The organism is Bacillus sp. RIT 809 (assembly GCF_016892495.1).
GTDB classification, from domain to species: Bacteria; Bacillota; Bacilli; order Bacillales; family Bacillaceae_G; genus Bacillus_A; species Bacillus_A cereus_U.
The window spans coordinates 102,551-123,423 of the sequence record NZ_JAFEMR010000014.1 but is presented as its reverse complement, the minus strand read 5'-3'; the positions used below and the strand labels follow the sequence as shown (position 1 = coordinate 123,423).

Sequence of the window (20,873 nt, the reverse complement as noted above, 5' to 3'; positions counted from 1 at the left end):
CTTTATTTCGAATATACCGTTCACCCTTGAAAACATAGTACGTATCGCTTATATTGTCATATAGTATTTATTTTTTAATAAAGCAATGAACGAACCAGGGGGCACAGTATGGCAATTAACATGAATACAATCGAAGAATGGATTGCTGAATCAAATGCAAGAAACGAAGAAGACTTAGGAAACGTTGTTGAAGAGATGAAAGAAGTATGTGTCGGACTTGATAACGCGACATTAATTTATACGAAAAACGTATTTTGTTTCGGTAAGAAAGTAGAAGTATTGTTTTTCTTCCAAGATCACGTCGTTATCGGAGAAGAGAAGGAAGAGTATATTGAGATTGGGAAATTAAAGTATGATGATATTACAAATAGTAACTTAAAAACAAATGATAAAAATACAACGTTAGAATTAAAGTTTGCTAACGGACAATCTATCAGTTTAGATAGTCTGAATGATAACTACGGTACGAAAAACTGGTTATTTGCAAGACAAATTAAGAGTATTTTTAAAGTAATCTAGTGAAAAAGCAGACCCCTAATGGTCTGCTTTTTTACTTATTTCCTATTACGCAAAGGCACCCTCTTTCTTCGTAACATTTCACGCTTGTAAATCCCGTCTTATAAAAAAGGTTTACTAATTCTTCGGTCGTCTTAAATTTATCCATATGATATTGAATTTTGAAAGTTTCAGCGACTAGTAAAAAGGCTCCGTTCGGTTTTAAGACGCGAAATACTTCTTTCATATCATTCTCAACATCAGGCCAAAAGTAGTGGGTTTGAAAAGCGGTAATGAGATCAAAGAAGTCCGGATGATATGGAATAGAGGAGACGCTTGCTTGATGAATAATTACTTTCGCTGCTTTGACATCCTTCATATTTGCTTTCTTTGAGTTTTCAACAGCTTGATTGGAGTAGTCGATCCCGTATATTTTCCCAAGCGGAGTTCGTTTTGAAAGAGTCTGTATTGTTTTCCCACCTCCACAACCAATATCTAAAATAACTGCATCTTCACGTATATGTATTTTTTGTAAAGCCCAATTTGTTAGTCTCATATGCGCAGCATTCATAATGCAAAGCATAGAGGAACCAATTGTTCCACGAGGATTTTTCGCTTGCTCGATTAATCTTTGTAAAATACTCAATTCAAACTCTCCTTTTATATAAGAATATGTATTTATTTCGCTTTTAATAATTTAACTCCTTTAAAAAAAGCACGCCATTAATCGGCGTGCTTCTAATTATGCAAATACCCCTTCAACCAATTACGCGCCCGATACGCCCCAACCGGAATTTGAATGAGAGACGTTTCACTGCCGCCATCTATTCCGTACAATTGATCACATGAATTTGTATCAAAACTTAGTAACGGATGCCCGCCCATTCCCATAGCGGTCGCAGCTAAAACGAGTTTATGAACGAGCATGCCAGCTTCCATTTGATGAATGCGATATCCTCTATAACCTAATTTATTTTTATAGTAATCTTTATTTCCGATTACATGTAGACAAAGTGGTACTTGAAAAAGATTTACGTTATCCATCGTCATACTAGATTGAAGCGGATAACGAAGGTCTCCGTACCGAAGTGGCTGTATGGAATGTGTCCTACTGTTATAAGCGTAAGCGCCGTTTTCTATGTCTTTTACGTTATAAAAACATCCATATAGTGAGACGCGTGCGTTTTCATTTAAATATTTGCCATCAAGGTCGTTGTAATAAGGGAAGGAGAGGCTCGCTTCTTGTAGTAAAGTAGCGAGCTCGGCTGCATCCCATTTCGTTAAAATGAAGTCAGAATCAGGTGAATATCGTTTTTTACAACGTTGTAAGAAATCATATGATAAACGTTCCACTTTAGGTAGCTGTACAGCGTGTGCACTATATTGTTGTCGGTCTTCTTGAGTTAACGTTTGAAAGTATTCAGTGGATTCAATCATAGATGCCGCGTTTATTTTTTTTATCATCGGATAGTCATCTACATGTTTTGAACGAACGAAATGCTCATGTGTTAATGGCGGGATTTGCTGCAGTAAGTCATGAGAAGTAACGGTTTTATTTTCACGATGATCGTCGTGAAACCAATCTGTATTCGGTTCTGTACTTAAAGGAATAACAGCATACACACTTTCTTCACCTTCTGACAGTCCAAGTAAATGATTCATTGCCCGGTCTAGAAATTGAAAATATACACCATTTGTATAACCGAATTGTTTTGCGCATTCAAGTAATTGACCGATTAGAACACCACTATCTAATCCTTGCAGACGATACGAAAAGTTATTGTATTTAAAGAAGTTTTTCCAAAACATAGTGGATACGAATGCAGCACCAAAACAAGAATGTATGTTACAACGATTGCCAAGTGCTTCTGTAAGATAAGAATCGAAATTTCCTTCACGAAGTAAGATAAGACGGTGGTGCGCGGCGTCGTAATGGTAAATGCCGTCTGGATAATGATCAATTTTTAAATACATATATAATTCATTTGGATATAAAGCACCCCCAGAAGGGATGAATCTTCGGAATAGAGTCGTTGTTTTATTATTTTCTAGGTTAGTAGTAGGCTGACATAATTGTGTTAAACCAAATGAGTACCAAAGATAATGACCGATTTCCTCTAAGTTAGGTTTAGTAGAAGAATTTCGCAAAGTTAATGGGATTTCTAAAGAGAGAGGGATGACTGGTAAATTTCGATATAATTTATAAGGAAGTGGTGCGTCTTCCCAGTTAATCTCTTTATCGGACGACATAATTTCATTAATAGAAAAATGGAGATGATGTAAAAAAGTATCAGGTTGCATCAAATTTCCCCCTCACTATGAATTATGGAAACGGATGCGGATGTGGATTTAAACTTTCATTCGTTAAAGGCTCAGCCCAATATCCAAGTGTCATCGGTACGGTATACACTCTATCCAGTCCTGTAACCCGAGTGAGATGGTGACCGAACGTCATCGGTAACATGCCTGGAATAATTACTTTTACACAATGTAAGCCGTTCTTTTCTATAAGGGGGACCGTTTGATCTACAACAATTACTTCAAGTCCAGATTGATGTAACCTGTTTAAAAGTTGATGAAGATCAGATGTTAAATCCATATCAAATGATTGTAATGCATTCATTTCTTGGAACGTTTGCACCGGAGCATCTTCACGTAAAAGGAAGTGAAGACGTTCTTCCGCTTCTTTCAATCCATACAGCATACTATGATCTTCCATTTGCGAAACAAGATATGGATCTTGTAAACAGTTTTCATATTTCTCTCTTTTTTGTTCAAGCTCTTCATCTGTTATAAGTAACATGCCCGCTATTTCATGAATTGCATTTTTTACAGCTCGAATTGGTTCCATATGTGCGCCGCCAGCACAGACGAGATTCATACCATCTTGCCTTGTATTTTTCGCAATGACCCATATGCTCGGAATACCATGTTCCATCGTCGCGTTGAAAACGTATAATTCATATCCAGTAATTGTGCGTAAGCGTTCCAACATTAGTTGCAATTCAGTATCATTGGCTGAACTAAGATCGAGACGGGGAAGAGGTAATTCGGCATACCAAGTGAGCAAAAAGGCGTCACGCTCTACAATTTCTAAAATGCCGTGAAAAATTGCTTCTTCTAAACTACCACCAATTGCACATCCATTTGATGTTTCATACACGAAAGCATCTCTATGACCAAGGCTATAATAAGCGATTGATTCTGGAACTAGAAGGGGCCTGCTTTGTAATAAAGAATATCCCCATACCCAGTTTTGCTCATAATCAGGATCAAACGGCTTAAATGGAAAACTATCACGATTGTAATGTTCATTTGTATGCACACCAAGTGTGAGGGGATTCAGTGCAATATCTTCTAGCTCACGAAAACTGCCATGTACATTTGTTTTTTTTCCACGAGGCGACATACCGCAATAGCGTTCTAAACCTTCTAAAATAGCGGTTGCTTTACTAAGTGAAAATGAATGAGTCCGGCCCGCGACACCTTCATTTCCGAACAGTAACGGCATGTTTATAATGACATCAGCAAACGGTAATAAAGAATGTTGCATTTGGCCGTTTAAAATACCAGTCCGGTAATCTAAATAGTCTCTCGTTAAAAATGTGTTTAGCTCATGAATGGAACGACAGCGATACGCTTCAGTACTCGTTTTCAAACTTGGTTGTAAAGAAATTTGCGCTGCATCTGCTGTATCGTCAGGCAAATTGCTGCATACCGGACAGAGAGGGTCTGGAAGAAACGAATTCCGGGTACATTGTAACGTTTGTAAGTCCAGTAAAATGAGTTCGTTTTCTAAAGAAGAATATCCATGAGCTAATATTTTCTCTGTTTCAGCATGAATGAGCTGGCACATTTGTAACATTCCATTTTGGGTGGCGCGTACATCACGCCTCGTCACGTTCTCTGCTTTTAATGCATATTTTCGTTGTAGTTCCCACATTTCTTTTTGATCAAAGCCAGCTATAAACCGGCGTCCATCAGCGCAGTGGGAACATCCAGTTGTAAGAGGCTTCACGTAAGGACCGATAATACCTTCACCAAACGAAGTAAACGCGCGAAGCCACGGAATATTATTTGAGCGAAAGATAAGCTCAGCATCACGATGTACGGAAGAAGGAGAGCCGTCATGTAAGACGAGAGCAAGATGAATGTTTTCAGGGAGAGCTTCTGTAATTGTATGCTGGCGGATGAGTGAATATTGCTTGCACAATTGCTCATGTACATAGTCTGTGAGTAGGCCATCTCCTATAAGTAGTATGTTTTGAGTCATTGGTCATCCTCCTTTGCAATTAATACTCCATATACACCGTCTAAGCTGTCTCTTAAAAATGACTCAATAGCTAAATCAAAAACGAATGGATACAAGTTGTTTTCCGCTAAATTTTGCAAAGCAACTTGTAAAGACTGTACGCCTGGAATTTCTTCCTCTTCTTGTATTGCTACTCTAACAGAATCCGTACTATATAAAACAATGGATGATTCCGGTAACATATTAGCTTTATAAGGAATCTCTTCATTTTGAATATGAAGGAGTGCCTGTTGCAGAGCATTTCTTAATGCGAGTGTTATATTAATAGTTGCCGCACCATACCATCTATCATTAATACCGATCCAAACGACAGGAAAACCAAGTAACTCCTCACTCATTCCTACTTTAGGTATTTCATGAATTGTAGAGAGAGCATCGTAGTAAAACCTACAATGTTTATCATGAATTTCGGTTAAATAAAGCTCTGTAATCTCTTCTAGCATATGTGATTGGCGTTCATATAACTTATTATTTAAATGTTTTTGGAGTGCTCGGTATACACCTTCTGTCATCGTTTCCCCAGCACCAATACCGATATCAGTATGTTCGGGGATAAGACGATGAATCATTTCAGCTACATATGTTTCAACTCCTGTTAAGCCAGCTTCGCGGCGTGCTTCATTATGAGTTAATCCACCGCAAGTTATAGTAGGAAGGGGAGAGGTAGGTCCGTCTGATAATGGATTTGCAACTTGAATATAGCACTGTGATAAAGGCAATTGGTGTAAATCTTGTTCATCCCACATGTGGAATATGCCAGTTTCTTTAGAAGTTAACGTATCAAAAAAACGAAAAAGTTCAGTTGAAGTATATTGTCCGGAACGGTGGGCAAGGTTTTCTTGAAGATTTTGCACCGTATCAATTGTAAAGATTTCATCGGTTGCGAGAAGATGTTTTATGAAAGGGTGCCACTTTCCTTCAAGTGTTTCCAAGTTTAATAAAAAGAATTGAGGATTATGATGCCTGTGTGAATCTTCAGCGACATGTTTAAATAACTCAAAAACGATAATATTTGCTAACATAGCAGATGCAATTGGTGAGAAAGGTTCAGGTGGATTTTCACTTTGTAAAGTAGTTTCGTGTAGACGATGCCAAGCTGATTCCCAGCATTCTTCACGGTCTGCGGTTACGACAGGTCCAGCTAAACCAATTCTTGATAAGCGAATAGCTGGTATGAAATTTTTTCCAACATCTCTACAAATAGTATGGATTGCCCTTAAACTTTCAATATCTCCATTTTGGGAAACGTATAAAATCCAGTCGAAGGGCTCGAATACGTCATGCAAAGGGCGATCAATTGTAATATCTATTTCTTGAATAAGTACATTGTCATCATTTGCATATGCACGTTCGCTTAGTTCATGAATTCGATTGTAGTTTGTTTCAGCACGATCTGTAACAAGATAATGAAATGTAGGTAAACCAGATTCTAATAAAGAAGAAACTAGGGAAGTAAGCATATCGCCAGAACCAATTATAAGAACATTTGCTGCGCGGTACGTTTCGAATTTTAAAGCGCCTGAATGGGAATCAGCTTCTAAAAACTCAATTTGCGAAGCGTATCTGTCGAGTAATGCACTGTTTAATTCGTGGGGAGCATCTTGGCTTACATCACGAACGAAACCATTTTCATATAAAATCTCTCCAATTTCAAATACTCGATTTTGATAGGGGAGAGGGAGACCATCGGTTATTTCTGTCAAAGAATGATTACCGTTAAACATAGGCATTAATTTCTCAATCCAGTCATAAATTCCATCACCATCCATACGGAATGAACTGGAGTTATTTCGAAAGTAAACACCCCCGTTTGAATCGGGGAGGAAGAAAGTATCCTTATTTGCTTTAAGCTTTGCATGAGCTGGAAGGTTATTCATTTTTATCCCCCTTACGCTTTAGGCATACATTATTAGTCTATGTAGTGTGATGTGTCCCGTATGAATACAATAAAAAAAGGCTGTAGAATGATTCATTCTACAGCCTTTAATAGATTAATAATCTATCAACCTTCTAATAATAATGATTTTGGATCTTCAAGCATATCTTTAACAGCAACAAGGAAGCTAACCGCTTCTTTACCATCAACAATACGGTGATCGTAAGATAGTGCAAGGTACATCATTGGGCGGTTTTCCATACGCTCGTTATCGATCGCAACTGGACGTACTTGGATTTTATGCATTCCTAGAATACCTACTTGTGGGCTATTTAGGATTGGTGTAGACATTAGAGAACCGAACACGCCACCGTTTGTAATCGTAAATGTACCACCTTGTAGCTCTTTTAATGAAAGTTTATTATCGCGTGCTTTCAGACCTAAATTACGAATCTCGCTTTCAATTTCAGCGAAGTTCAATTGGTTAGCATCGCGTACAACTGGAACAACTAATCCATCTGGAGCTGCTACTGCAATACCGATATCATAGAATTTTTTAATGATAAGCTCGTCGCCTTGAATTTCAGCATTTAATAATGGGAATTGTTTTAATGCTGCAACAACTGCTTTTGTGAAGAATGACATAAAGCCAAGACGCACATCATGTTTTTTCTCGAAAGCATCTTTGCGTTCTTTACGTAATTCCATGATTGCACTCATATCAACTTCGTTAAATGTAGTTAACATTGCAGATGTTTGTTGAACTTCTACAAGACGTTTTGCAATTGTTTGACGGCGGCGGGACATTTTCACACGCTCAACTGGTTTTTCGAATTCAGTTTTTGCAACTGGAGCCGGACTTTGTTTTGGAGCAGCTGGTGCTTCTTTTGGAGCTGCAGCGTGAGCTTGTACATCATGTGGTCTCACACGTCCAAGTAGATCTGTACTACGTACGTCGTTTAAGTCGATTCCTAATTCACGAGCCATTTTGCGAGCAGCTGGTGATGCGATAGGACGATTTGTATTTGGTAAACCTTGCAATGCTTTATTTTGTTCAGCACTTGGAGCTGCTGCTTTCGGTGCTTCAGTAGTTTCTTGTTTTGGTTGCTCATTAGCTGGAGCAGGTGTACTTACTGCAACTGCTGCGCCGTTTGCGTCTAAAATTGCGATAGTAGCGCCAACTTCAACTGTATCTCCAGGTTCGCCTAGTAACTTCGATACAATACCTGAATCTTCTGCAATGATTTCTACATTGACTTTGTCAGTCTCAAGCTCAACAACGCTGCCACCTTTCTCAACTTTGTCGCCTACGTTGATAAGCCATTGTGAAATAGTTCCTTCTGAAATAGATTCTGCAAGCTCAGGTACTTTAATTTCGATCATTTTAAATGTCCTCCCCTTATTTGCCTAACGGTGTGTTTTGTCTTCTTTAATCTTCGGTAATCTCCATTTGTTAGCTCGGCTGTGGCAGACTATCTGCCACAGCCGAGCCTGAAAAACTCATTGTTACTTTCAGTTGCTAAAAACTTCAATTTCTTGTTTATCTTGACGGAAGTTGTACTTCACATCTAAAGCGTGTGCAACGATTAATTCTTGCTCAGCTTTGTGAGCGAATGGATCGCCACCAGATGGGCTAGAACGATCCGGGCGTCCAATGTAACCTGTTTTCACTTTATCCCCAGCTAGTTCAAACAGAATTGGAGCCATGTAATGCCAAGCGCCCATATTACGAGGTTCTTCTTGAACCCAAATGATTTCTTCTAAGTTTTTAAAGCGTTTAATAATAGATTGAACTTTTTCAGCAGGGAATGGGTACAACTGCTCGATACGAACCATATGAACTTCATCTAAGTTGTACTCATGCTTACCACTTTCGATTTCTGCTGCTAAGTCAATTGCCATTTTACCTGTACTTAAAACAAGGCGTTTTACTTTGTTTGGTTTTGCACCAAGGTTTCCTTGCTCTAAAGCAGGTTGGAAACGTCCTTCACTTAACTCACTACCTGTAGAAAGTGTAAGTGGGTGACGTAATAAGCTTTTCGGCGTCATAATTACTAATGGTCGAACAGCCTCTGTTCCTAAGATAGATGCTTGACGGCGCAAGATATGGAAGTATTGTGCCGCGCTCGTTAAGTTTGCAACTGTCCAGTTGTTCTCCGCAGCTAATTGTAAGAAACGTTCTGGACGTGCACTAGAATGCTCCGGTCCTTGACCTTCATAACCGTGTGGTAATAGAAGAACTAGACCTGATTTTTGACCCCATTTCGCTCTTCCTGCTGAAACATATTGATCAAATAATGCTTGCGCAGTATTTGAGAAGTCACCATATTGCGCTTCCCACATCACAAGAGTTTCTGGAGCGAATACGTTGTAACCATATTCGTAACCAACAACAGCAGCTTCTGATAACGGACTGTTATGAACAGAGAATGATGCGTTAATGTTCGGTAAGCGATGTAATGGTGAATATGTTTCGTTTGTATCAGTATCGTGTAATACGATATGACGATGCGCAAATGTACCACGCTGTGAATCTTGACCAGTTAAACGAATTGGCGTACCTTCTTGTAAAATAGAAGCGAATGCTAACGATTCAGCAAGTGCCCATTCAATTTTACCGTTCTCTTCAAGAGCATCTTTACGGCGCTCAAGAATTTTCTTCACTTTTGGATATACGTTAAAGCCTTCAGGCCAAGATAATAGTCCTTCATTAATTGCACGAAGTGAGTCAATTGAAACACCAGTGTCAATCGGCTGGATTCCTTTTGCAACAACCTCTGGAACTTTAACGTGAATTGTTGCAGCACTCGTATCAGCTGGTGGCACTTGTGCGTATTCAGCCTTTAATTCCTCTTGCATAAACTGAGTAATTGTTTCAACCTCATCTGCATTCAGAACACCAGCAGATTGTAATTGATCTGCATAAATTGCTCTTACAGTTGGGTGATTTTTAATTTTTTTGTACACTTGTGGTTGCGTAACTGCTGGATCATCCATTTCGTTATGACCATATCGGCGGTAACCGATTAAATCGATTAAGAAGTCCTTTTTGAACAGCGTACGATATTGGATCGCAAGGTTTGCAGCAGCAAGACAAGCTTCCGGATCATCAGCGTTCACGTGAACAATCGGAATATCGAAACCTTTTGCAAGGTCACTTGAATATTTAGTAGAACGAGAATCATAGCTATCAGTCGTAAAGCCGACTGCATTATTTGCGATAACATGAATAGTTCCGCCAGTTTGGTATGCATTCAATCTACTTAAGTTCAATGTTTCAGACACAACACCTTGACCAGGGAATGCAGCATCACCATGAACTAAAATTACGAATGACTTTGTAGTATCTTGTTCTGGAAGACCAGATTTTTTACGATTCTCTTGAGCTGCACGTGCGAAACCTTCAACAACAGGGTTAACGAACTCAAGATGACTCGGGTTATTTGCTAATGTAACACGGGTGCTAACTTCTTCATTACCAACGACTTGTTCTCTACCTAAATGGTATTTCACGTCGCCAGTCCAGCCAGCATTTGCCACTGCGCCTTCTATTTTTGCATGTTTGAACTCAGCAAACATGTGACCATATGGCTTTTCTAATACGTGAGCGAGTACGCTTAGACGACCACGGTGAGCCATACCAATCATGACATCTTCAACGCCGCCTTTAGCACCTTCTGAAACAATTTCATCTAGTACAGGTACAAGCATATCAACGCCCTCTATTGAGAAACGTTTTTGACCAACGAATGTTTTATGCAAGAATTGCTCGAAACCTTCAACAGCAGTTAAACGTTTTAAAAGAGCAGTTCGTTTTTTATTTGATAATGGTTGACGCAATGAATTTGATTCCACCATTTGATGCAACCACGCGCGTTCTTCACTATCTTGTATATGTGAGAATTCATAAGCTAAAGATTTTGTATAAACGTCTTTTAATCTATGAATTACATCAAGTGCAGTGTGAATACCCTCTGGTGCATCTTGCCATACTGTTTTTGCTGGGATCGCTTTCAAATCCGCATCGCTAAGTTCGTTCATTGTTTTCTCGATAAGAGATTGTCCATTTGCAACATCTTCCATCGGATTAATGTGAGCCAACGTATGCCCGAAAGAACGAATCTGTTCAACAAGTTGAACGACTTTAAGAATCTTTTCAATGTTACCTGTGTTTTGAGGAGAAAAATGTGTTGCTGTGTTGTCCCCTGTTACGACATCATCTTGAAACGAAGGAGCTCCAAAAATTTCAAAAAGCTCTTGTAATTCCGGATCAACAGAACCTGCTCCAGTTACGTAAAGATCATACTGTTCAATAACATAACCAAGGTTCGGACCATGGAACTTGGCCCAAGGGTTTGTCGTTGTATTCTTCCTCGTCATTTGTTTAAACCTCCCAATGCATATAATCCTTTTCCTATACAAAAGGTGCATTTTGCTCTTTTTCAATAATTGATGAACTAATAATTAATGTAAATGTTATCTTTACTCTTATGTTATTACAATAATTTACATAATACCAAACACTATTACTTATCTGTTTTGTAAAAAAACATTCACAATTACTTATCACCCAAGTTAATCTTTCATGTTATAAAGTAATTTTACAGAAAAATGGGGTGGATATATTTGGTATACCTACATTAATAACTATAATTGTTGCATTTAAATATAAGTATAACTGTCGGAATGTTTCGATAAAGTTTAGTTCGAATTATGTATATTGAAATAATAAGCGCTTTCATTGATATTATACAACAATACAACGGAATATAGTATAAAAAATAAAAAATTATGAATTTACCATAAACTTTATATCGATAGTGTTAAATATTGAAAGGAAAATGAAGGATTTCTACAAAAAAAGTGGCTATACATAAAAAATGCTTCATAAACCGTTAGTTTCTATAAATATGGCGAAAAACAACGTAAAAACAATAGCGCACATCACCCAATAAGGAGAAGAATGAAATATTTTAAAAGAAAAAAACACATATGGAGATATTAAATTCTCACAAAAACGGGGAGGAGATATAGTAACGGATATATACATTGTTCCATGTTTCATTTCAAAATAGACGTGCTGAATTTGAAAAAGTTTCTTCTATATAAATAGAGTGAAAAATAATTACAATGAATGTAAAGGAACCTTGACGTAAAGTTTCCTTTACATATATACTCGGTATAAGGAAGGAGGGAGAAATTTCCTTGGAAAATAAAATGGTCGAATATCGAAAAAAATTTGGACTATCTCAAGAAAAATTGGCTGAGAAACTTGGGGTTTCCAGACAAACCATCATTTCAATTGAAAAAGGGAAATATGATCCATCACTTCCGTTAGCATTTGAAATTGCAAAAGCATTTCAGACAACGATAGAACATGTATTTATTTATGAGGGAAAAGAAGAGGGGGAATAGAGATGAATTATTCACAAAAGTACTTTGTAATTATGGGAATTATCTTTTTAATTATGAGTGGAACTATGATATTAGCAGGTATAATGACGCATTCTGCACCGCCAATTCCAACGTATACAGTACTTGCAATGATGATCATGTGCTTCTGCCTAAGTTACTTACACCCGCAATTTAAAGAAAAAGATGAGCGAATGAAACTCATTCGTTACAAAGGAATGTTCTTCAGCTTTTTTGCGCTAACAGCATATTATCTTCTTTTCTCTATCGGCTTAAACTTAAAAGTAATTACACTATCTGCGGTTGAATTATTGAACATATTAATGGCACTTACGATGAGTACAGTTTTTATCTCGTTTGTTGTTTTGTCGAAAAGATATTAAGATGTAAGAGAGAAAGGAAGATTAACATATGCAAATGATGTACGCTTTTGGCATGGGGCTTGTTTTATTTTTAGCGGTATTCTTATTTATTCGTAAAGACGTTCAGGGCGGAACGTTAACGAAACGAGGGTTTTATAAAATGATCGGCTGTTTAGTTGTTATGTTTATAGCGATTATCGTAATGATCGTTTTAATTAATAAAACATTATAGAATTTAAAAACGGAACCTTACTTTATAGTAAGGTTTTTCTATTTGAAATTAATACTAAAAATAACCATAAAAACTATTTACTGACTATTTTTCCTATTGTATAATCCAATAAAATGATAGATAAGGAGAATAGTATATGAATAAAAAAGCTATCTTCTTTATAGGGATATGTCTACTACTTATAGCTAGTATTACTTATATAATATGTAACAAACGAGAACATGTACCACCTATATTAGTATGGGGGGACCAGGAATACTACGTTACGAATGAACCTACCAAAGCAGAAGAAGTCGGGCAAAAACTTGGTGAAGTAACAAAGAAAATTGAAACAAGCAAACAGCCTACTAAAGATAGTGAATCCAACATATTACAAGAAAAAACAGAAGTATTTGAAATGATTTTAGAAGAAGAGAATAAAAGGCCACCTTTAGTTGTAAAAGAACCTAATAGTGAAGAATATAGAGTAGCAAGGCCGATGTTAAAACAAGTACTATAATATAAAAGGAGACTCTTATGCAGACAGTAACTTCATATCCGTGGTCGTTAAGAAAAACATTTGTCTTTTTCCTTTGCTTCATTCTGCCTCCTATCGGTGCGATTTACATTTTGATGAATAGAGAGGCATTACAAAAAAGAGATATCATTTCATACCTATTATTTGCGGCTACTAATATATCACTTTGGTTATCGCTTATGGTTTTTGATCGAAGTATGTGGATGGTAGCGGGACATTATGTACTTGGAGTAATTATTATTGTTTTTTCAAATATGAATAAGAGATAAACCGGCAATCTTAAAGTTGCTGGTTTATCTCTTATAAAGAAGGCCTTGTAGAAATACTACAAGGCTCTTTGGCTTTTGGGAAAGAATAGAAAACAAATCATATAAATGCTATACTAAAAAATGTTTGTAATGTCAGTTTCATACTATTGTATAGTGATGACTTACTAGAAAAGATAAGAGGAGAATGAACGTGAAAAAGATAAAGAAATTATTGCTGTTAATGATGGTAGTAGGATTAACAGTCGGTGTTTTAGCAGGATGCGCAAATCCGAAAGATACTGTAGAAGAATTTTTAACAGCGATACAAAAAGGTGATGTAGAAAAGGCTCGTACATTTGTTGTAAGTGACAAAGAGTTCGGTAAACTAAATGAAAAAACAGACGATGCTGACGGAAAAGCAATGCTGAGCGCAATTACGAAAAGCTTTAAATTTGAAAAGCTAGAAGAAGTATCAAAAAAGGATGACAAAGCAGAAGTGAAAGTGAAAGTTACATCTGTTGATCTATCCGTTGCCGTAACAAAAGCAATGGGAGAAGTTATGCCAATGGCCTTCGCTAGTGCTTTTAGCGAAGACAAAGAGCAATCTGAAAAGGCAATAGAAAAAACGATGACATCAGCGATCATCAAACACTTATCAGATAAAGATGCAATAATGGCAACTCGCGAAGTTACATTGAACTTAAAGAAAGACAAAGATGGCGAATACAAAATTGTTGCTGATGACAACCTACAAGAATTGTTATTTGCTAATGCGAAGTCTTTGGAGAAGATGTTTGGTGGGAAGTGATTAACTGGCAAGGTTTTTAGTTTTTATAAGAAGTGACTTGGAAAAAAGAGACACCATATCACCTAATAGGTTGATATGGTGTCTCTTTTTTATGACCCCGGAGAGGTTCGAACTCACGACCTCCACCCTGTCAAGGTGGCGCTCTCCCTGCTGAGCTACGGGATCTTCAAAAATGCTTATGTAATAGCATCTTTAATCATTACGCTAAAGCAATTATATATAATTAACTGAAATTTTACAATATTTTCGTAGTAATCTTTTAAAGGTAAAGTATTTGGAATCACGCTAGTAGTGTATTAAGGAATATATAAGAAGAGCATTGAATTGAAAGTGGATCTTGAATAAACCGGTTATATTATGATTTCCGATACCAATCCAAAGGACCTTTATCGCTTAAATCAACAAGAAAAGGGAATAAGAAGTGTAAAGGTAAGCTTATGAGTTCTGGCATGGCATTCAATGTTTTCTTTGATATATATTGTCTTCCAAGACAATACGGACAATCTTTTTCAAATGTTATGAGTATCGACCATACATCTTTTACTTTCCACTTCGTTTTACAATACGTGCAACGCGCCATGGAGTTCCTCCTCATTTTAAAGTGTTTTCTAATATATTCCATTTCATTGTACTAAAGTCAAGTGTATTTGGTGTGATAGAATGCAAGTTGGTTTGTTTTTTTATATGGATGTATTCCGTAATTTATGACTAAATGAATGTAGTGTGAGGATTATATAGTAAGAGATTTTCATTTTTAATATCCCAATTGGCCAATATATCCTTTTTACAATTTTCAAGAAATCATGTATAAAAGAAGTACAAGATATTTATAAATATTCAGGAGTAGAGGGAGAATAAGTGTAATGGTAAGAAAAACGTTCAAGATGCGTGTGTCTAGAAATAGAACGATTTCGATTGATGGTTCGATTCTTGATGTGGATGTGACGCATGATGAGTTTTTGCAAGAGTTCGTTGAGTGGATCGATTCTAAAGGTTGGTCATTTATGGGTATGACGGATGAGATTACGCCTGAGGAAGCTAGTCAAAAGTTAATAGATTCGTTGATTGATGAGAAGGATAAGAAAGAGTAATTCCTTCTTATTTTTTATTGTATATTTATGTTCCTTATCGTAAAAGTGTGATATAGTAAAAAATAGTGAATATTCTTCCAATTTAATACAAATTACATATAGATTGGTAGAGTTATTTTATAGAATGTGAAAGTAAAGGGAAAAGGGAGAGTCATATGGTAAATTTTAAGAAAATTTCGGTTTTTATTATGGTTATTTGTTTATTTTTTTTGACACCTATGACGTTATATGCTGAGACGAATGTTGGAGTAAATCCGGAGCAAGTGGCACCGCCACCAGCCGAAGGACCGAATGTTTTTAGTCAGTTTGCGACTACGATTGATGCGAAAACAGGAGATATGTTGTACGACAAAAATGCACATCATCGTGCGTTCCCTGCTAGTATGACGAAAGTGTTAACGGCGATTTTACTAATGGAGCATACGAAGCCAGAGGATCAATTTTCGTTTTCACAGTTAGCATTAGATCAAGAGAAGAGTAATTATCAAATTGAGTTTCAACCTGGTGAGACTATTAATAGAAATACCGCACTTATGATTTTAATGGTGCTGAGTGCGAATGATGTGTCGTATGCGATTGCGGAGCGTATTGGAGGAAGTGTTGAAAATTTCGCTAATATGATGAATGAAAAGGCGAAGCAATTAGGGGCTAAAGATAGCCATTTTGTAACGCCAAATGGATTGCATGATCCAAATCATTATACGACGCCATATGATATGGCCATGATTACGAGAGGTGTGCAAAAGTATCCTGAAATTTTACAAGCGATGAATACGAAAAGAACGACGGTTACGACATCTACGCAAACAGTGTCTATTTTTAATAAGTCTACTTATTTTGAAAATCCATATAGCATTGGTGGTAAGACAGGATTTACGAATGAAGCGCGCAATACGCTTGTTTTATTAAATGAGAAGGATGGAAATCGTATTATAAATGTAGTAATGGCTTCTCAAAGACCTGAAATTTATGAAGATTTGAAGCAGATGGCAGAATATTCTTTTGGGCAATTTACGAAGCAAACTGTACTAGATAAACATAGTTGGCATCAAAAGACAACGTATTTAAATAAAGATGTTGATTCTGAATTGGAAAAAAGTGCTGAGCTTATGCTAAAGAAAGATGAAGGGAAAAATGTAAAAACGGCTTTTCGGGTTAATTCAGTGGATAAAGAAGCTTTGTACCAAAAAGGAATTCATCGCGGTGAAGTAGTTGGTGCGGTAGATATTATAAAAAATAATCAAACGATTGCGACTATAAATGTTCTTTCCAAAGAAGATGTTACGTTTGCGATGCCTAAAAAAGATACAGTTGCACCTGAAGTAAAGGAATCCAATGTGAAAGTGATCAGTGTGGGGATAGGTGCGATTGTATTATTTGGAGCCATTTTATATGTAGTGCTGCGCCGAAATAGACAAGGAATGAAATCAGAAGAGAAATAAATTGTTAGTATAGAGACTGTGATGAGGTTTTGTCACGGTCTTTTTTGCATGTATTTTAAAAACGATTTAACTAATAATTGTAAATGTTCTTATTGCATTCCTGTATTGTTCGTTATATTATTTACTTGTGTTCTTGTTAAAGAACGTAAGTGGATATTACATATTTCAAATAATATAAAACAACAGAGAGGGAGAGAGACGATGAAATTAGTTTGGAAGATTATTAGCAACGTTATCTCATTTGTTTTATTTGCATTGATGGTTTTTTTAGCTTTTGTAGTTGTTTCGTCAAAAGCGAGTGGCGGGGATCCAACTGTGATGGGATATCAATTTAAATCAGTGTTATCAGGATCGATGGAACCGACATTTTTAACAGGATCAATCATTGCGATAGAGCCAACGAAAGATGGTTCTAAATATCAAAAAGGTGATGTTATTACGTTTAAAGAGAAAGATGACAAAATTATCACTCACCGTATTATCGGTGTGAAAGATACAAATGGAAAAGTAATGTATGAAACAAAAGGGGATAACAACAACGGACCAGATTTAGCACCAGTACTTGCAGAGAATGTAATCGGAAAGTATGCAGATATTACAGTTCCATACGTTGGTTATGGACTGAATTATGCGAGTTCAAAAGCGGGAGCAGCATTACTTCTTATTATTCCAGGAGTCTTTTTACTTGGTTATTCCGCGATTTCTATTTTTGGCGCTATTCGTAGCATCGACGGAGAAAAGAAAGATAAAAAAGTAGAACAATCCGTATAGTTAGTTTGGTTATATCTTCCTATTAGGGAGTTAACAAATATATATTATGGGGGATTTGGACATGACTTTAAAGAAAAAATTAGGAATGGGTATCGCATCAGCAGTACTAGGAGCAGCATTAGTTGGTGGAGGAACATTTGCATTCTTTAGCGACAAAGAAGTGTCAAACAATACATTTGCGGCTGGTACACTTGATTTAGCGGCAAACCCATCGACAGTTGTTGATGTATCGAATTTAAAGCCTGGCGATACAATTAAAAGAGATTTTAAACTCGAAAATAAAGGCTCTTTAGACATTAAAAAAGTTTTACTAAAAACAGATTACAAAGTAAGCGATGCGAAGGGCGACAATAAAGATGATTTTGGTAAACATATTAAAGTAACATTCTTAAAGAATGTAGATAAGCATGAAACAATTGTAAAAGAAACAACGCTAGATAAATTGAAGGGTGACACACTTACAGCGGTAGATAATGATTTATCTGCTTGGTTCTGGGATGAAAAAGGTATTTCTGCAGGTAAGTCTGATAAATTCGCAGTGAAATTCGAGTTTGTTAATAATGGTAAAGATCAAAATGAATTCCAAGGCGATAAACTAAATTTAACTTGGACGTTTGATGCACAACAAACAGAAGGTGAAGCAAGATAATAATAAAAAAGGGCTATCACATGGATAGCCCTTTTTCTATTTTTCTAGCATATGGCTATCATTTTGTATAGTTCTTTATTATAATAAAGATAATGTTCTGTATAAAGAACGCGATGTTCGATGGGAGAGATTAAGATGCTGAAAAGACCGCGTAATTTAAAAAAGATGCTTATATTGCCGTGTGTGTGCTCTATTACGTTTTATTTAGGATCTCAAGTCATGACGCATACAGAAGCGGCATTTATTCATGAAACGAAAGTAGAAGCGACGCTTTCTACAGCAATTATATTTCCGAAAACAGTTAATACGTTAAAAGAGCAAGCTGAGCAACATAAACAGTTTATTGAGCATGAGTATGGAACAATGAAGGGGAAATTGAAAGCAACTTCTATTGAAGAAATAGAACAGGCAATTGTAGTATGGCAGCAAGGACGTGAGAAAATTACTTCTGAGAAGGAAGCTTTACAAAATGTATATACTGCAATAGAAACTCCTTATAATCAAATACAAGAAGAATTAAAGGGAAATAAAGATGAGTCGATTCAGCAAGTAGCTTTATATGTGAATGAAGGCTTTCGCAGTATAAAAGAGAAGCACGATTATATTGAGAAAGAAGTTAGCTTGCAAGCTATTGATGAACAGATCCAGGCTCTCCAGCAACAATTAAATGTTGCAATTGAAGCGGAAGGGCAAAAGAAAGTAGAAGAACAGAAGAAAGCAGAAGAACAGAAGAAAGCAGAAGAACAAAAGAAAGTAGAAGAACAGAAGAAGATAGAAGAACAGAAGAAAGCAGAAGAACAGAAGAAGATAGAAGAACAGAAGAAAGTAGAAGAACAAAAGAAAGTAGAAGAACAGAAGAAGATAGAAGAACAAAAGAAAGTAGAAGAACAGAAGAAGATAGAAGAACAAAAGAAAGCAGAAGAGAAAAAGAAGGTAGAAGAACAGAAACAAACAGAAACAGCTAAGTAGCCTGAGCAAGTGATTTAATGAGAATGCTACTTCAACTAACCAATAATATTGTGGCTAGCACGACTTAGAGATCGTCATGAAAGAGAATAATGTATATAAGTGTGAGGGAGTATTTATCCTCGCACTTATTGTCTTGCTCTCGTGTGCTTCTAATAGAAAATGTGTTGGAACGAGATAAAAAAACTGAAAAATCAAAACAATATTGAGAAATAAAAATAATTGAAAATACTAAAAAAATATTGTTGTATTTATATAGGTTTGTTCGTTATAATGAACTTAAGGTTTTTAGAAAAGAACAAATATTAGCTTAGCTAATATAGTTTTAGTTACACCTCTTATTTTGAAATAAGAGATAAAAATACAAAAAACAGCTAGGGGGAATTGATTGTGAGTCTGAAAAAGAAATTAGGTATGGGAGTTGCATCAGCAGCATTGGGGTTATCTTTAATTGGTGGAGGAACATTTGCATTCTTTAGTGATAAAGAAGTATCGAACAATACATTTGCAGCTGGGACGTTAGATCTTACATTAAACCCTAAAACGCTTGTAGATATTAAAGATTTAAAACCAGGGGATTCTGTTAAGAAAGAGTTCTTATTAAAGAACAACGGTACTTTAGCAATTAAAGATGTTAAATTAGCGACAAAGTACAGTATTACAGATGCAAAAGGTGATAATGCTGGTGAAGACTTTGGTAAGCACATTAAAGTGAAATTCCTTTGGAACTGGGATAAACAAAGTGAGCCTGTATATGAAACAACTTTAGCAGATTTACAAAATGTGGATCCAGATGTTTTAGCTAGAGACATCTTTGCTCCAGAGTGGGCAGAGAACGGTGGTCTAGCACCAAGTTCAGAAGACTATCTATGGGTACAATTTGTATTCGAAGATGATGGTAAAGATCAAAACAAATTCCAAGGCGATTCATTGAACTTAGAATGGACATTCAACGCAAGCCAAACAGATGGCGAAGAAAAATAATAAAGCAAAAAGCGGGGATTCCCCCGCTTTTTTTTATAAAGAAAAAAAGAAGTGCCCGTTTTAAGCACTCTTTCATATGTATTATTGTTGATTTTTCTTCCATTGTGTAAATTCAAGAAATTCACGAAACTGTTCTTTTGAGACACCGGAGCTCATCGCATCTTTAACGAGTTGTGTCCATTCCGAGTCTAGATGACTTTCTGTTGTTTCATCGTGAAGTAACGTATCAACTGGAATTTGTAGAACAGCTGAAATTTTTTCGAGAAACTGAATGGAAGGGTTTTTTTGTAAATTTCGTTCTATAGAACTAATGTAAGATTTAGCTACACCAGCTTTTTCGGCGAGTTCTGTTAGTGAAATGCCCTTTTGTAAACGAAGGCGTTTTATGCGTTCTCCTATCATATTTGCGCACCTTTCTATCAATATGTAGTCGTCTTATGATGTGATTATTATAACATAAACTTCGTTAAAAAGAACGAGGCTATTGAGCCTGGCTCGTATGCTTCATACGTTGGAAAAAGTGTTCAATATCTTGCAGGGCAATGCCAGCATCTAGAGCTTCAAGTATTAAATCAATCCATTCTTGATCTAGTGAGTCAGCCTTATCTTTGTACAAATGTAATTCCTCCCTAATTATTGGTCATAATTGCTGCTACATAGTAGACGATAATTAATCGAATTTTATATTTTATGTATCAAATTATCGAA

The 20,873-nt window shown here is 36.4% G+C and carries 22 protein-coding genes and 1 tRNA gene; 13 read left to right on the top strand and 10 right to left on the bottom strand.

Going from position 1 to position 20,873, the window contains the following annotated elements; all coding sequences use genetic code 11:
• Window positions 1-108 precede the first annotated feature (108 nt).
• Window positions 109-519: a DUF3908 family protein gene (locus JTF23_RS16545; protein ID WP_204209194.1), complete on the top strand. Its 411-nt coding sequence runs from the start codon at window positions 109-111 to the stop codon at window positions 517-519.
• A gap of 31 nt (window positions 520-550) precedes the next feature.
• Here the strand turns inward: JTF23_RS16545 and JTF23_RS16540 are convergent, their stop codons facing one another.
• From JTF23_RS16540 to odhA, 6 genes are all read right to left on the bottom strand, one after another.
• Window positions 551-1,141, bottom strand: a complete 591-nt coding sequence (locus JTF23_RS16540) for a class I SAM-dependent methyltransferase (protein ID WP_199714914.1) — start codon at window positions 1,139-1,141, stop codon at window positions 551-553.
• 92 nt (window positions 1,142-1,233) lie between these two features.
• Window positions 1,234-2,796 (bottom strand): SagB family peptide dehydrogenase, encoded by a 1,563-nt coding sequence (locus JTF23_RS16535; RefSeq protein ID WP_204209193.1) that lies wholly within the window; start codon window positions 2,794-2,796, stop codon window positions 1,234-1,236.
• 22 nt (window positions 2,797-2,818) lie between these two features.
• A complete protein-coding gene (locus JTF23_RS16530; protein ID WP_204209192.1) occupies window positions 2,819-4,768 on the bottom strand; it encodes a TOMM precursor leader peptide-binding protein in 1,950 nt (649 codons plus the stop codon).
• Window positions 4,765-6,684 (bottom strand): putative thiazole-containing bacteriocin maturation protein, encoded by a 1,920-nt coding sequence (locus JTF23_RS16525; protein WP_204209191.1) that lies wholly within the window; start codon window positions 6,682-6,684, stop codon window positions 4,765-4,767. Before JTF23_RS16525 ends, JTF23_RS16530 begins: the two co-directional genes overlap by 4 nt.
• A 125-nt stretch (window positions 6,685-6,809) precedes the next feature.
• Window positions 6,810-8,066 carry a 2-oxoglutarate dehydrogenase complex dihydrolipoyllysine-residue succinyltransferase gene (gene odhB / locus JTF23_RS16520; RefSeq protein WP_002201328.1) on the bottom strand — a complete coding sequence of 419 codons (1,257 nt, stop codon included), beginning with the start codon at window positions 8,064-8,066 and terminating at the stop codon, window positions 6,810-6,812.
• A 129-nt stretch (window positions 8,067-8,195) separates the two neighbouring features.
• On the bottom strand, window positions 8,196-11,063 hold the full coding sequence (gene odhA / locus JTF23_RS16515) for a 2-oxoglutarate dehydrogenase E1 component (protein ID WP_204209190.1): 2,868 nt from the start codon (window positions 11,061-11,063) through the stop codon (window positions 8,196-8,198).
• Window positions 11,064-11,888: 825 nt separating this feature from the next.
• Between odhA and JTF23_RS16510 the strand changes: the two genes are divergently transcribed.
• From JTF23_RS16510 to JTF23_RS16485, 6 genes are all read left to right on the top strand, one after another.
• Entirely contained in the window at window positions 11,889-12,098 is a 210-nt protein-coding gene (locus JTF23_RS16510; RefSeq protein WP_002170904.1) for a helix-turn-helix transcriptional regulator, read from the top strand.
• A gap of 2 nt (window positions 12,099-12,100) precedes the next feature.
• Window positions 12,101-12,478 carry a hypothetical protein gene (locus JTF23_RS16505; RefSeq protein ID WP_002117153.1) on the top strand — a complete coding sequence of 126 codons (378 nt, stop codon included), beginning with the start codon at window positions 12,101-12,103 and terminating at the stop codon, window positions 12,476-12,478.
• A gap of 28 nt (window positions 12,479-12,506) precedes the next feature.
• Complete coding sequence (locus tag JTF23_RS16500; protein WP_002011459.1) at window positions 12,507-12,689, top strand: DUF3976 domain-containing protein; 183 nt, start codon at window positions 12,507-12,509, stop codon at window positions 12,687-12,689.
• A gap of 136 nt (window positions 12,690-12,825) precedes the next feature.
• Window positions 12,826-13,188, top strand: a complete 363-nt coding sequence (locus tag JTF23_RS16495; protein ID WP_199714919.1) for a hypothetical protein — start codon at window positions 12,826-12,828, stop codon at window positions 13,186-13,188.
• Window positions 13,189-13,205: 17 nt separating this feature from the next.
• Window positions 13,206-13,475: a hypothetical protein gene (locus JTF23_RS16490; RefSeq protein WP_199714920.1), complete on the top strand. Its 270-nt coding sequence runs from the start codon at window positions 13,206-13,208 to the stop codon at window positions 13,473-13,475.
• Between the two features lie 190 nt (window positions 13,476-13,665).
• Window positions 13,666-14,262, top strand: coding sequence for a DUF4878 domain-containing protein (locus tag JTF23_RS16485; protein WP_204209189.1), 597 nt, complete (start codon window positions 13,666-13,668; stop codon window positions 14,260-14,262).
• A gap of 92 nt (window positions 14,263-14,354) precedes the next feature.
• On the opposite strand, the gene JTF23_RS16480 is transcribed toward JTF23_RS16485, so the two are convergent.
• A tRNA-Val gene (locus JTF23_RS16480) sits at window positions 14,355-14,427 on the bottom strand.
• Window positions 14,428-14,617: 190 nt separating this feature from the next.
• Window positions 14,618-14,842, bottom strand: coding sequence for a hypothetical protein (locus tag JTF23_RS16475; RefSeq protein ID WP_204209188.1), 225 nt, complete (start codon window positions 14,840-14,842; stop codon window positions 14,618-14,620).
• Window positions 14,843-15,125: 283 nt separating this feature from the next.
• On the opposite strand from JTF23_RS16475, the gene JTF23_RS16470 reads away from it, so the two are divergent.
• From JTF23_RS16470 to calY, 6 genes are all read left to right on the top strand, one after another.
• Entirely contained in the window at window positions 15,126-15,353 is a 228-nt protein-coding gene (locus JTF23_RS16470) for a hypothetical protein (protein ID WP_002158778.1), read from the top strand.
• 155 nt (window positions 15,354-15,508) lie between these two features.
• On the top strand, window positions 15,509-16,795 hold the full coding sequence (locus JTF23_RS16465; RefSeq protein WP_204209187.1) for a D-alanyl-D-alanine carboxypeptidase family protein: 1,287 nt from the start codon (window positions 15,509-15,511) through the stop codon (window positions 16,793-16,795).
• 201 nt (window positions 16,796-16,996) lie between these two features.
• The gene (sipW, locus tag JTF23_RS16460) at window positions 16,997-17,566 is read left to right on the top strand and encodes a signal peptidase I SipW (RefSeq protein ID WP_002158776.1); all 570 of its coding nucleotides are present in this window, start codon (window positions 16,997-16,999) and stop codon (window positions 17,564-17,566) included.
• A 61-nt stretch (window positions 17,567-17,627) separates the two neighbouring features.
• Entirely contained in the window at window positions 17,628-18,215 is a 588-nt protein-coding gene (locus tag JTF23_RS16455) for a CalY family protein (RefSeq protein ID WP_204209186.1), read from the top strand.
• 135 nt (window positions 18,216-18,350) lie between these two features.
• On the top strand, window positions 18,351-19,184 hold the full coding sequence (locus JTF23_RS16450) for a DUF4047 domain-containing protein (RefSeq protein WP_252188025.1): 834 nt from the start codon (window positions 18,351-18,353) through the stop codon (window positions 19,182-19,184).
• A 387-nt stretch (window positions 19,185-19,571) separates the two neighbouring features.
• A complete protein-coding gene (gene calY / locus JTF23_RS16445) occupies window positions 19,572-20,165 on the top strand; it encodes a biofilm matrix protein CalY (RefSeq protein ID WP_204209184.1) in 594 nt (197 codons plus the stop codon).
• Between the two features lie 81 nt (window positions 20,166-20,246).
• Here calY and JTF23_RS16440 read toward each other — a convergent pair whose 3' ends face one another.
• Together JTF23_RS16440 and JTF23_RS16435 are read right to left on the bottom strand one after the other, a co-directional pair.
• Window positions 20,247-20,567, bottom strand: a complete 321-nt coding sequence (locus JTF23_RS16440) for a helix-turn-helix domain-containing protein (protein ID WP_204209183.1) — start codon at window positions 20,565-20,567, stop codon at window positions 20,247-20,249.
• 79 nt (window positions 20,568-20,646) lie between these two features.
• Entirely contained in the window at window positions 20,647-20,781 is a 135-nt protein-coding gene (locus JTF23_RS16435; protein WP_002011474.1) for an anti-repressor SinI family protein, read from the bottom strand.
• Window positions 20,782-20,873 lie beyond the last annotated feature (92 nt).